A 13189-nucleotide genomic window follows, 5' to 3' on the forward strand; every position below is an offset into this window, starting at 1 on the left:
GGAGAGTAATAATGAGAGTCGGTATTGAGGCATTAACTCGTGAGCTTATTTCTCAGCATGACTGGATTTTCCCTGTCGTTAATGGGGAAAGAATAGGACACGAGATAGACATAGCCTCTGTTTATTTATTACATGGAATCAAAGCGCTAATAGTCCATGGAACAAGCATTCTTGAGGTTGAAATTGAAATCAACTCTGTAGAAAACCGGGAAATGTTGCATGAAAAAATCCGGACTTTACTTGAGCAACCGCTTATTTATCCGCCGCATAAACACAGTGATTAAAGCCTGACAGCTAATGGAGAAAAATGCCCTAATCCAGATAAATACAAGGCAAGAAAAAGCCCCATACATAAGTCGTGAGAGAGCGTGTATGAGGCTTTATTCGTAAACCGGATTCCAGGGAGATGTTATTTTTTATCGCGAGTTCTATTTCACACTGTATTTCCCAATATATTCAGCGGCAAGGATCTGTGCTTCGATCAGTTCATCAGGGGATAGCTGTGCTGCGACAGAGTCCCGCGGTTTTATGGCTTCCTCATTATGTGTCGCTGCGACTGAGAGCCAGGCATAGGCTTGTTTATTGTCTTTTACAACACCTTTCCCTTCGTAATACATTCCGCCTAAAAATGCCTGAGCATTAAAATTTCCCTGTTCTGCTGATTTTTGATACCAGTACGCGGCCTGCACGAAATCCTGCGGGATTTGTCCGCCGTAATACATCGTTCCAAGACGGAACTGAGCATTACTATCGCCTTGCTCCGCTGCCATCTGATACCAGTAGGCGGCTTGTTCGTTGTTCTGTCCAACCCATTGACCGGAAAGGTATATATCACCCACGACTACCATCGGATTAAGATTGACCTGCCTTGCGACTTTCTGAAACCAGTCAGATGCTTGGGCATTATTTTGCGGAACACCTTTTCCCTGGGAATACATCGAACCGACAATGGCCTGAGCGTTAACATCCCCTTGTTTCGCGACTTTCTGAAACCAGTAGGCGGCCTGTTCGTAACTCTGTGGTGTACCTTTGCCCCGGAAATACATTGAGCCTATGAGTGTCTGAGCATAAATATTGTCATTCTCCGCCGATGCTTTGCAGTATGGAAACGCACTGTCATAGTTGCCCGCGGTATCTAGAGAAACACATTTCTGGGATGCCGTAATGGGGTCGATCTTCATTTTATCCGGTTGAACCGTCTTATCCGACGGGCCGGATGTACATCCGAAAAGAAAGAGCGCGATAAAAAGAGGAAGGCTTTTTGGGGCGAGAGACATAAGACAATCCTTATTCCTCAGAACCGGAAAAATTAGCGGTAATTACTTTGAGTCTATACGCCCCCGGCAGAACTGCAAAAACATCATCCAATTCCCTGAGTAATTTCCCCGGAACCTGCATTGCTGGCCCTGTCAGGTGCGACCTGCGATAATAGCGCCGGCACGTCACCAGAGGCATAAATCCCGGTGACGGTCAGATAGCCTGCAATTTATAAGAGTCGTTAATATGTCTGAAATGCATACCGGATTTACTGTCGTTTTCGATCAGCCTGATTTTCTTGTCGTCAATAAAATGACCGGGATTGATATGCATGATGATGCGGGTGTTCCCGGGCTGGTTTCCCGGGTGTCGGCCTTTCTCGGTCAGAATGTTTATCCGGTACACCGGTTGGATAAAGTGACATCAGGTCTGGTCTTGCTGGCAAAAAACAAAGAAGCAACCCGTTTGCTCAGTCAGGCGTTTGCCGACAGACTGGTTAAGAAGACGTATCTGGCTATCAGCGATCGCGCACCCAAAAAGAAACAGGGATGGATCAAAGGCGATATGGCCAAAGGAAGAAATGGCAGCTGGAAATTGCTGCATTCATCCGATAACCCTGCCGTCACCCGATTTCAGAGTGTGTCGCTAACGCTTCCTCGTCACCGCTTATATATTGTTTCTCCGCATACGGGGAAAACACATCAAATCCGTGTTGCGCTGAAAAGCATCGGTGCACCTATTCTGGGTGATGAACGCTACGGTGGTTCAGCTGCAGACCGAACTTATTTACACGCCTGGCAACTGCATTTCACCTATGCCGGAGCAGAATATACTGTAGAAGCTCCGCATGACTGGGATGAAAAAATAGGTGAAGCCCTTTGATTATTTTTTAGCTAATTACTCTGCGAAAGTTAGCTTGTTGTGAGCTTTACTTCTAAGGTTGAGGCTAACTGTCGGAACATAAACCAGAAATGTTACAGAAATCTTGATTTTCGACTGTGTGCACTGTTTTGGCGTTCCTAGTTGGTGCTGTAAATGAAGACTATCCTTTAATTCACGGTATTTTACAGATTTTTGTTGTTCTGTGATCTGGCCTGATAGTTGCTTTTATTGATGTCAGGTGCTGCCAAACATAGTCAGCATTTGTCTAATAATGTGTTTACTCAACCTCGCAGGGAAGAAATATGTCAAAACTAAAATATTTAACAGGCGTTGCATCTGCAGTTGCTTTATTGGTTGCCGGAAATGCTCAGGCAGCATCAGGTGACACTCTGGCGAATGTTAAGAAGAAAGGCTATGTACAATGTGGCGTGAATGATGGCTTACCTGGTTTTTCCAGCCCGAACGCGAAAGGCGCATGGGAAGGTATGGACGTTGACGTATGCCGCGCTGTCGCTGCTGCTGTTTTTGCCGATGCAAGCAAAGTGAAATATATCCCGCTGGGTGGTAAAGAACGTTTTACTGCACTGCAATCAGGTGAGGTTGACATCCTGTCCCGCAACACTACATGGACAATGACCCGTGATGCCACTCTGGGCCTGAAATCAACTGCGACTACTTATTATGATGGTCAGGGTTTCATGGTTAACAAATCTCTGGGTGTGAAGAGCGCGAAAGAATTAGATGGCGCGACTATCTGTACCGAAGGTGGCACGACTACTGAGATGAACATGGCTGACTACTTCAATGCCAACAAAATGAAATACACGCCGGTTGTGTTCGATAACTCTGATCAGACTGTAAAAGGTTTTGAATCCGGTCGTTGTGACGTGCTGACTTCTGACAAATCACAGTTGTTTGCTGTACGCGTGAAACTGGCTAAGCCAGATGATGTTGCTGTATTGCCGGAAATCATCTCTAAAGAGCCTTTAGGCCCAATGGTTCGTCAGGGTGATGAATCATGGGAACTGCTGGTTAAATGGACCGTGTTTGCCATGATTAACGCAGAAGAGCTGGGTGTAAGCAGCAAAAACGTTGACGAAATGGCTAAATCCGGCAGCCCTGATGTTAAACGTATGCTGGGTTATGACGCGCCGGATGGAACTACTCTGGGTGCAGTGAAAGACTGGGGCTATCAGATCGTGAAACAAGTCGGTAATTACGCTGAAGTTTTCGATCGTAACGTGGGTAAAGATTCACCACTGAAAATTGTTCGTACTGAGAACAATCTGTGGAACAAAGGCGGCTTCCTGTACGCGCCACCTGTACGTTAATTGCATCAGTATTGGGCGGGATTTCCCCGCCCTTTTAAGTTAAGCGTTCTACTGGAGTTAAATTTAGCATGCCCGCTGAAAACTCAAATAATTGCAAAAATGCACCAGCCACCCGCTGGATTTATGATCCTAAAGTACGCGGGATCATATTTCAGTCGATTGCTGTTGCGTGTGTGGCATGGATGTTGTTCTATTTTATCAGCAACGCCCTGCACAACATGGAATCCCGTGGTATCGCTACCGGCTTTTCATTTCTGGATAACCGGGCCAGCTTTGGTATTGCTCAGTCGCTCATTTCCTATTCAGAAAATGACACCTATGGCCGGGCATTTATCATTGGTTTATTGAATACGCTGCTGGTTTCCGGAATCGGTATTATTTTTGCCACTGTATTCGGTTTCCTGATTGGTATCGCGCGTTTATCAAATAACTGGTTACTCAGCCGTGCTGCCGCTGTTTACATTGAGACGTTCCGCAATATTCCATTATTGCTGCAGATCTTCTTCTGGTACTTCTGTGTTCTGCGTGCATTGCCCGGACCTCGTGACAGTATCAATTTGCTGGATGCGTTCTTCCTGAACGTACGTGGTTTATATGTTCCGGCACCGGTGACTGAAAGCGGTTTTACTGCTGTTACTGTTGCTTTTATTCTTGCGATTGTGGCCTGCGTATTTCTTAAAAAGTGGGCTAAAAATCGTCAGAATCTGACTGGCCAGCCCTTCCCGGTGTTCTTCAGCAGCCTGGGGTTACTCTTCGGATTACCGCTGGTCGTCTTTTTAATCGCCGGTATGCCAATGCATTGGGAACTGCCTGCGCTGAAAGGCTTTAACTTCCGTGGTGGTTTAACGGTTATCCCGGAATTGTTTTCCATGGTTGTGGCGTTGACGATTTTTACTGCAGCATCCATTGCTGAAATCGTCCGTTCAGGGATCATGGCTGTATCAAAAGGTCAGGTTGAAGCGGCAGATGCGTTGGGCCTGAAGAATGGTCTGACATTACGTTTCATTATCATCCCTCAGGCAATGCGGGTCATCATTCCGCCATTGACCAGCCAGTATCTGAACCTGGTTAAAAACTCTTCACTCGCTACAGCGGTGGGTTATCCGGATCTGGTGTCTGTCTTCATGGGCAGTACGCTGAACCAAACCGGTCAGGCGGTTGAAATTATTGCCATGACAATGGCGGTCTATCTGACAATCAGCTTAATCACCTCTGTGTTAATGAATATTTATAACGCGAAAAAAGCGTTAGTGGAGCGTTAATATGGTTGTATACCGCGAACAACCCACTTTACCGGCACCAGCCAGTCAAACCAGTTTTGTCGGATGGATGCATAAAAATCTGTTCTCAAACTGGGTCAACAGCATCATCACGTTAGCGTTACTCTATTTTTTAGTACCGCAACTGTGGAGCCTGATTCAGTGGGCTTTCCTGAAATCCGACTGGGTTGGTGATAACCGGAGCCAATGTGTGTCTGGCGGCGCATGCTGGGTCTTTATTACTAATCGTCTGAATCTGTTTATCTACGGTTTCTATCCGGAAAGTGAACACTGGCGTGTGAATTGGATATATGCACTGACCGCACTTCAGGTTGCCGCACTGCTTTATCCGAAAACACCGCACAAATCGATTCTGACTGGCATTTTCTTTGTCGTTTATCCATTTGTGGTGTTCTTCCTGCTTTATGGTGGAGTATTTGGGCTTGATGTCGTAGAAACCCATAAATGGGGCGGTCTGATGCTGACCCTGTTGCTGGGTATCATTGGCACAGTGGCTGCGCTGCCTATCGGTATTCTGCTGGCATTAGGGCGCCGTTCAGAAATGCCAATCATCCGGTCTCTGAGCATCGTCTTTATTGAGTTCTGGCGTGCCGTACCGCTGATCACCGTACTTTTCATGGCATCAGTAATGTTACCGCTCTTTTTATCCGGCGAAGTGAGTATGGATAAATTGTTGCGTGCTATGATTGGCATCATTTTGTTTGAATCGGCATATGTCGCGGAAGTTATCCGTGGTGGTCTGCAGGCGATTCCGAAAGGGCAGTATGAAGCGGCGAAAGCGTTAGGGCTGAACTACTGGAAATCGATGGGCTTGATTATTATGCCGCAGGCATTAAAACTCACGATCCCTTCATTGGTTAATACGTTTATTGAGTTATTTAAAGATACCAGTCTGGTTACAATTATCGGTCTTTTCGATCTGCTTGCAGTGGCAAAAGCTGGTCTTTCCGACCCGGCATGGTTAGGTTTTTCTACTGAAGCGTATACGTTTGTTGCTTTAGTATTCTGGGTTTTCTGTTTTGGTATGTCTCGTTACTCTATGTATTTAGAGAACTTGCTGCATACAGGTCATAAGCGCTGAGGACATGTTGATGAGCATCGACAAAAATGAAATCGTAGTTGAAATGAATGATGTGAATAAATGGTACGGCGAGTTCCATGTTCTCAAAAACGTTTGTCTGCGTGTTAAGAAAGGGGAAAAAATCGTTGTGTGCGGCCCGTCAGGGTCAGGCAAATCAACGATGATCCGTTGCATCAACCGTCTGGAAGAACACCAGCAAGGTGACATCATTGTTAAAGGCACGCCGTTAACGAATGATCTGAAAAACATTGAAAGTGTGCGTCGTGAAGTCGGTATGGTGTTCCAGCACTTTAACCTGTTCCCGCATCTGACTGTTTTAGAGAACTGCTGTCTGGCACCAATGTGGGTTCGTAAGATCCCGCGTAAAGAAGCCGAAGCAGCCGCGATGAAATATCTGGAACGTGTGCATATTCCTGATCAGGCGCTGAAATATCCAGGTCAGCTTTCCGGTGGTCAGCAGCAGCGTGTGGCGATTGCCCGCAGTCTGTGTATGAACCCGGAAATCATGCTGTTCGACGAACCCACTTCGGCACTGGACCCTGAAATGGTCAGTGAAGTGCTGGATGTAATGATCGAACTGGCAAAAGAAGGGATGACCATGTTGTGTGTTACCCACGAAATGGGTTTTGCGCGCAAAGTGGCTGATCGCGTGATCTTTATGGATAAAGGTCAGATTGTTGAAGAAAATACGCCGGAAGAGTTCTTTAATAATCCGCAGTCGGAACGTGGCCGTTTGTTCCTGAGTCAGATCCTGCAGCACTGATTTTTTTGTATTAAATGAAAAAGCCGCTCAAATTGAGCGGCTTTTTTACGGGCGCGATCAACTCACTCGATAGACCCGCACTTCATAAGGCTGTAACAACAGCTGGCTGGTGGCGGAGTGGGGCAATACCGCGCAGTTATTCAGCCACAGATGGTCATGATAGAGTTTAAAGTCTTCATGATGGTACATCGCATCGTGATCGCTCATGTTGCAGATGATGACGACTTTCTGTGTGTCCAGCGTGCGGGTATAGGCATAGATCTGCTGATCATCTGCCATCAGCAATTCATAACTGCCATAGACCAGTACCGACTCTGCTTTACGCAGACGTATCATCTGGCGATAGAAGTTCAGCACGGAGTCCGGCTGTACTTCCTGTTGCTGCACGTTAATGGTGGTGTAGTTCGGGTTTACTTTCAGCCATGGTTTTGCAGCACTGAAACCGGCGTTTGCCGTGGCATCCCATTGCATCGGGGTACGCGCATTGTCACGGGAAGTCAGCGACAACCAGCCCAGAATCGCTTCGTCGGTCATGCCGTCTTTTTTCATGCTGTGATAACGGTTTATTGACCAGACATCATCAAAATCCTCAATCGATGAGAATTTGGTGTTGGTCATACCGATTTCCTGACCCTGATAGATATAAGGGGTCCCTTGCATCAGGAAATACATCGCAGCGATCGCGGTGGCACTTTCACGCCAGTAGCGATCCGTATTACCCCATTTAGAGATAACACGCGGGATGTCGTGGTTTTCGACATACAGTGCATTCCAGCCTTTGCCGTGAAGCTCCTGCTGCCAGCGGGTGAAGATTTTCTTCAGTTCGCAGAGGTTAAGCGGGCTGGTCGGATCACCTTCCCATAGCTTCACATGTTCAAACTGGAAAATCATATTCAAGCGGTTGTGGCGTTCAGCAACCCATTCATCTGACTGGGGCGCCGATACACCATTGGCTTCACCCACGGTCATGATGTCGTAATGCGCGAAGGTGTTTTTGCACATATCGTCGAGATAATCGAGCACCCCGTCGGCATTCAGATGCTTGTCAAAAGAGGGCACATATTCCAGACCATCCGGGTTGGGCATATCGGTCAGGCCGTCCTCTTTTTTCATATGGCTGATGGCATCAATACGGAAGCCATCAATGCCTTTATTCAGCCACCAGTGCATCATGTCATACACGGCTTTACGCACATCCATGTTGTCCCAGTTCAGATCCGGCTGGCGGCTGGAGAACAGATGCATAAAGTATTGATCGGTCTGTTCATCTTTCTTCCAGGCCGATCCTTTGAAGATACTTTCCCAGTTGTTCGGCTCTTTACCATTCTTACCATCACGCCAGATATACCAGTCACGTTTTGGATTATCGATGGAAGAACGGGACTCCAAAAACCAGGGGTGATCATCACTGGTGTGATTCACCACCAGATCGAGGATCAGGCGCATACCACGGCTATGCACTTCGCTCAGCAGACGGTCGAAATCGGCCATGGTGCCGAATTCATCCATGATGTCCTGATAATCACTGATGTCGTAACCGTTATCATCGTTTGGTGATTTGTACATCGGACAAATCCAGATGACATCAATGCCCAGATTTTTCAGATAATCCAGCTTACTGGTGATCCCATTCAGATCGCCGATGCCATCACCGTTGGAATCCATAAAGCTGCGCGGATAAATCTGATAAGCGACAGCTTCTTTCCACCAGCGTTGAGTAACTTGTTTGCTCATAACATTAATCCTTTAATTGCCGAATTCATGCCACTGGTTGCTTATAGGCAACAGCAAAAGATTCATAGGGTTGTAGGATGATTTCATCAGCCAGACTGTGGTGTGGCTGATAGTTGCTGATCAGGCATTGGCCTTGGATGTTCTGAACTTCAGCGGGCAGTGACACCGTTACTTTCTTCTTGCTGAAGTTATTGATTACGATGACCCGCGCATCATCCTGAGCACGTAAGTAAGCAAAGACATCAGGATGATCTTCCAGCAACGGGATATATTGCCCGTAGGTCATGATCGGCTGTTCTTTACGCAGTTTGATCAGTTTCTGATAGTGGAAGAAAACTGAATCTGGTTCATTCAATGCTGCTTGCACATTGATTTCGGTGTAATTAGGGTTCACCTTCAGCCATGGTTTTGCGGTGCTGAAACCGGCATTGATATCGTTGTTCCATTGCATCGGCGTGCGGGCATTATCACGGCCGTTCTCGTAGATCCCTTCCATCATTTTTTCATGTGGCACGCCGGCGGCGGTACGTTCGTAATAGAGATTCAGTGATTCGATATCCTGATAATCATCGATGGAATCGAAACGTACGTTGGTCATGCCGATCTCTTCGCCCTGATAGACATAAGGCGTGCCTTTGAGGAAGTGCAGGGCAGTCGCCAGCATTTTGGCGGATGCAACACGGAATTCACCGGTATCACCATATTTGGAAACCGCGCGCGGCAGATCGTGGTTATCCCAGAACAGCGAGTTCCAGCCACTGTCAGCCAGCTCGGTTTGCCATTTGGTGAAGACCTTTTTCAGCTTGATCAGATCAAAGGCTTGCGGCTCCCATTTGCCATTCTGCGGATGCCAGCCGATGGTGATATGTTCAAACTGGAATACCATCGACAGTTCGTTACGCGCCGGATCAGAATACAGCTTGGCGATTTCCGGTGTGGCGCTCCAGGCTTCACCTACAGTCAGTACATCGCGATCGCCGAAGGTAGCCTTGTTCATTTCCTGCAATAGCGGATGCAGTTTTGCACCGTTCGTCATGATCTTCTTGTCGACTTCTTTGCCGATCAGATCGATAACGTCCATGCGGAAGCCGCCGATGCCTTTATCCAGCCACCAGTTCATCATCTTGTGCACTTCTTCCTGCACTTTCGGATTTTCCCAGTTCAGATCCGGCTGACGTTTGGAGAACTGGTGGAAATAGTATTCCCCGGTAGTGGCATCAAATTCCCAGCCGCTGCCACCGAAGTAGGAGTGAAAATCGTTTGGTACGGAGCCATCCGCCTGTGGTTGGCGCCAGATGTAATAATCACGGTAGGGGTTATCTTTGGATTTCTTCGCTTCGATAAACCACGGGTGTTCATCGGAAGTATGGTTAACCACCAGATCCATCACGATCTGAATATCGCGTTTTTTGGCTTCCGCGATCAGGTTTTCCATCTCTGCCAGCGTGCCGAATTCGGCGGCGATATCCTGATAATCGGAGATGTCATAGCCGTTATCATCCATCGGTGATTTATAGACCGGAGATAACCAGATGATATTGATACCGAGCTGCTGCAGATAATCGAGTTTGCTGATGATACCGGCCAGATCACCCATACCATCGTTATTCGCATCGCAGAAGCTGCGTGGGTAAATTTGATACACCACGGCGTTGTGCCACCATTTTTTGCTTAATACTTTATTGTCCATCATGCACGGCCTGTTAATTTCGTAATGGAAACCAGTGACCGGCGGCCTGAACGACCGCCGAGATGTAATTAGTGTTTGTTCTGCGCCTGAACCAGGCGGGTGAAGGCGTTGCCGTCACCGTCAAACAGGTAGCAATGCTCTACCGGTAACTGCACACCGACAGTCTGACCTGCAGAAATCGGTGAACGTTCAGCGTTACGGACAACCCATGGTTCGCTGGCGTTACCGTTGTCGAGATAGAGGTAAGTTTCGTTACCCATGTGCTCAACGAACATGACGTTGGCCTGATATTGAGACTGTTCGATATTGCCCCACAGGATATGTTCCGGGCGAATACCCAGGTTTACGCTTTGACCTTCGGCATTACGTGGGGTGCTGATTGGCAGAACCAGTTGTTTGCCGTTATCCAGTCGGACTACACTCTCTTTTTCACCCGCTTGTACCAGGCTGGCCGGGATCAGGTTCATTTTTGGTGAGCCGATAAACTGCGCCACGAACTCATTGGCTGGGTGGTCGTACAGCTCCAGCGGGGTGCCGACCTGTTCAATGTTGCCTTTATTCAGTACCACGATGCGATCCGCCAGTGTCATCGCTTCCACCTGATCATGGGTGACATAGATGATGGTGGAGCCCAGACGTTTATGCAGGTTGGCAATTTCCATACGCATCTGTACGCGCAAGGCGGCATCCAGGTTGGACAGTGGCTCGTCGAACAGGAACAGTTTCGGTTCACGGGCAATCGCACGGCCGATGGCTACACGCTGACGCTGGCCACCGGACAGATCTTTCGGGCGACGCTGCAGCAATGGTTCCAGTTGCAGAATGCGCGCGCTGTTTTGTACCTTGGCGTCGATCTCTTCTTTGGATTTGCCGGCCAGCTCCAGACCAAACGCCATGTTCTGATAAACGCTCATATGCGGATAAAGTGCATACGACTGGAACACCATGCCGATGCCGCGTTCAGAAGGGGTATCGTCGTTGACATAGGTATCATCGATAAACATGCTGCCAGCGGAAATATCTTCCAGACCGGCAATCATGCGCAGCAAAGTGGATTTACCGCAGCCGGACGGGCCAACGATCACGATGAACTCACCGCTGTTGACCTGCAGATCCAGTGATTTGATAACCTGAGCGTGTTCGCTGTAACGTTTGTTTAATTTCTCTAATCTCAAATTCGACATGACTATACATCCTGTTCTGTGGGCGCTCTGTTCAGGACTAAGCGCGCCTTAACTAATCACAAAAGTTCGTTCAGATATTCGGGCGATGCCGGGAATTAACCTTTCACCGCACCGCTGGTCAGACCGCTGACAATGCGTTTCTGGAATATCAGCACCAGCACAATAATCGGCAGCGTTACCACGACAGAGGCCGCCATGATGTTGCCCCAAGGCAGTTCAAACTGAGAGGCGCCCTGCAACATCCCGATAGCAACCGGCACGGTGCGTTGTTCGTTAGAGATAATAAATGTCAGGGCAAACATGAACTCGTTCCAGGCACCGATGAACGCCAGCAGACCTGTTGTTACCAGCGATGGCCCCATGATGGGTGCGAAGATGCGACTGATGATGACCCACAGACTGGCACCATCCACGATGGCGGCTTCTTCCAGTTCGACAGGCAGCGATTTCATGAACGTTGTCAGCACCCATACCGTGAAAGGCAGTGAGAAGGTGGTGTAAGAGAGGATTAGCGCACCCAGTGAATCGTACAGACCGAGGAAGCGCACCAGTTCAAACATGCCTGACAGCACAGCCACCTGAGGGAACATGGAGACACACAGGATGGTGAACAGAATGTATTTACGGCCTCTGAACTTGATACGGGCCAGAGCGAATGCCGCTGTAATGGAGACCAGCAGGCAGATCCCGACCGTAACGGTAGCGACGATGAACGAGTTCAGCAGACTGCGGGCAATACCATTGACCATCAGCGCATTAACATAGTTCTCCCAGTGGAACGATGTTGGCAGATAGTTGGTCAGGAACAGTTCCTGTCCGGTACGCAGCGAAGTCAGGATGGCGTTATAGAACGGGAACACACAGATAACACTGACCAGCGCTGCAGCAGCATAAATCAACGTCTGGTGAGTAATATGGCGTTGGCGGCGAGTTAACTTCATTATTTATTCTCCTTGCCTTCGTCATTCATACGGCCGATGTAGAGGAAGCAGGCGGCAATACCGGCAACCATCATGAATACCAGAACCGAGGCGGCGGAGCCGGAACCCATTTCCTGATAAGAGACCATTTGTTCACGGGCATAGCCGGAAATTGAGATAGTGGCTTCACTGTTAGAGGTGAGCACATAAATCAGATCGAACACGCGCAATGCATCCATCACACGGAAAATCAGCGCAACAACCATGGCCGGCATGATTAACGGGAGGGTAATGCGGGTGAAACGTTGCCATGCGGTGGCACCATCAACGCGTCCGGCTTCATAGAGATCCGAAGGGATCATCTGTAACGCTGCCAGCAGCATCAGCGCCATGAACGGCACGGTTTTCCATACATCCGCGAATACCACTGCCCACATAGAGAGCGTCGGTTCGGCAATCCATGCCAGCGGTTCATGGATAAGGCCAACGCGGGTCAGCAGATCGTTGATGACACCGTATTGATCGTGGAACATCCAGCCCCACATCTTTGCCGTAACGATAGTCGGAATTGCCCATGGCACCAGAATGGCGGCACGGACCAGCCCCTGTCCGCGGAATTTCTGGTTCATCAGCAGTGCCAGTAACATGCCGAAAAACAATTCAAAAGAAACAGAAATACCGGTAAACCAGAGGGTATTCATGACTGCCTGCCACCACAGTGGATCGGCCAGCACACCAAAACTTTCCCCGTCCACCCAGGATAAATAGTTATCAAATCCAATCAGATTATATTCATCGGGGGTATCCAGTGCGGCATCGGTGAAACTGTAGAACAGGGTACGCAGTAACGGCCAGCCGGCCACCGATGCCAGCAGGATCAGCGCTGGCGCCACTAACACCCACGCGGCACGGCTGCGACGTTGTTGCAGACTGCGTTTCTTGGTATGGGAAATAGCTTCATTTTGCGGATTTGCCTTCGTAGTACTTCCTTTTGAAGGCAATGACTCAGAATGGTGATTCATCAACGTTTACTCCTTGTGGTAAGACAGCTGAACAGCGGTGCTGCC

General features: G+C 48.5%; 12 protein-coding genes. 6 read left to right on the top strand and 6 right to left on the bottom strand.

What is annotated here, in order from left to right; translation table 11 throughout:
• Nucleotides 1-11 precede the first annotated feature (11 nt).
• On the top strand, nucleotides 12-284 hold the full coding sequence (locus tag TOLA_RS06260) for a hypothetical protein (protein WP_012729440.1): 273 nt from the start codon (nucleotides 12-14) through the stop codon (nucleotides 282-284).
• Between the two features lie 144 nt (nucleotides 285-428).
• Here the strand turns inward: TOLA_RS06260 and TOLA_RS06265 are convergent, their stop codons facing one another.
• Nucleotides 429-1277, bottom strand: a complete 849-nt coding sequence (locus tag TOLA_RS06265) for a tetratricopeptide repeat protein (RefSeq protein WP_012729441.1) — start codon at nucleotides 1275-1277, stop codon at nucleotides 429-431.
• Nucleotides 1278-1503: 226 nt separating this feature from the next.
• On the opposite strand from TOLA_RS06265, the gene TOLA_RS06270 reads away from it, so the two are divergent.
• The 5 genes from TOLA_RS06270 to TOLA_RS06290 all read left to right on the top strand — a co-directional run bounded on the left by TOLA_RS06270 (nucleotide 1504) and on the right by TOLA_RS06290 (nucleotide 6594).
• Entirely contained in the window at nucleotides 1504-2139 is a 636-nt protein-coding gene (locus TOLA_RS06270) for a TIGR01621 family pseudouridine synthase (RefSeq protein WP_012729443.1), read from the top strand.
• A 302-nt stretch (nucleotides 2140-2441) separates the two neighbouring features.
• Entirely contained in the window at nucleotides 2442-3470 is a 1029-nt protein-coding gene (locus tag TOLA_RS06275; RefSeq protein ID WP_012729444.1) for an amino acid ABC transporter substrate-binding protein, read from the top strand.
• Between the two features lie 68 nt (nucleotides 3471-3538).
• Complete coding sequence (locus TOLA_RS06280; protein WP_012729445.1) at nucleotides 3539-4732, top strand: amino acid ABC transporter permease; 1194 nt, start codon at nucleotides 3539-3541, stop codon at nucleotides 4730-4732.
• Nucleotide 4733: 1 nt separating this feature from the next.
• On the top strand, nucleotides 4734-5831 hold the full coding sequence (locus tag TOLA_RS06285; protein WP_012729446.1) for an amino acid ABC transporter permease: 1098 nt from the start codon (nucleotides 4734-4736) through the stop codon (nucleotides 5829-5831).
• A 10-nt stretch (nucleotides 5832-5841) separates the two neighbouring features.
• Entirely contained in the window at nucleotides 5842-6594 is a 753-nt protein-coding gene (locus TOLA_RS06290; RefSeq protein ID WP_012729447.1) for an amino acid ABC transporter ATP-binding protein, read from the top strand.
• A gap of 57 nt (nucleotides 6595-6651) precedes the next feature.
• Here TOLA_RS06290 and TOLA_RS06295 read toward each other — a convergent pair whose 3' ends face one another.
• From TOLA_RS06295 to TOLA_RS06315, 5 genes are all read right to left on the bottom strand, one after another.
• Nucleotides 6652-8328 (bottom strand): glycoside hydrolase family 13 protein, encoded by a 1677-nt coding sequence (locus TOLA_RS06295; protein WP_012729448.1) that lies wholly within the window; start codon nucleotides 8326-8328, stop codon nucleotides 6652-6654.
• 25 nt (nucleotides 8329-8353) lie between these two features.
• Nucleotides 8354-10021 (bottom strand): glycoside hydrolase family 13 protein, encoded by a 1668-nt coding sequence (locus tag TOLA_RS06300; protein ID WP_012729449.1) that lies wholly within the window; start codon nucleotides 10019-10021, stop codon nucleotides 8354-8356.
• Between the two features lie 65 nt (nucleotides 10022-10086).
• Nucleotides 10087-11202, bottom strand: coding sequence for an ABC transporter ATP-binding protein (locus TOLA_RS06305; RefSeq protein WP_012729450.1), 1116 nt, complete (start codon nucleotides 11200-11202; stop codon nucleotides 10087-10089).
• A 95-nt stretch (nucleotides 11203-11297) separates the two neighbouring features.
• Entirely contained in the window at nucleotides 11298-12143 is an 846-nt protein-coding gene (locus TOLA_RS06310) for a carbohydrate ABC transporter permease (protein ID WP_012729451.1), read from the bottom strand.
• Nucleotides 12143-13144, bottom strand: coding sequence for a carbohydrate ABC transporter permease (locus TOLA_RS06315; RefSeq protein ID WP_012729452.1), 1002 nt, complete (start codon nucleotides 13142-13144; stop codon nucleotides 12143-12145). The genes TOLA_RS06310 and TOLA_RS06315 overlap by 1 nt, the downstream gene beginning before the upstream one ends.
• Nucleotides 13145-13189: the final 45 nt, after the last annotated feature.

The sequence above is a fragment of the Tolumonas auensis DSM 9187 genome, from assembly GCF_000023065.1.
Taxonomy (GTDB): Bacteria; Pseudomonadota; Gammaproteobacteria; order Enterobacterales; family Aeromonadaceae; genus Tolumonas; species Tolumonas auensis.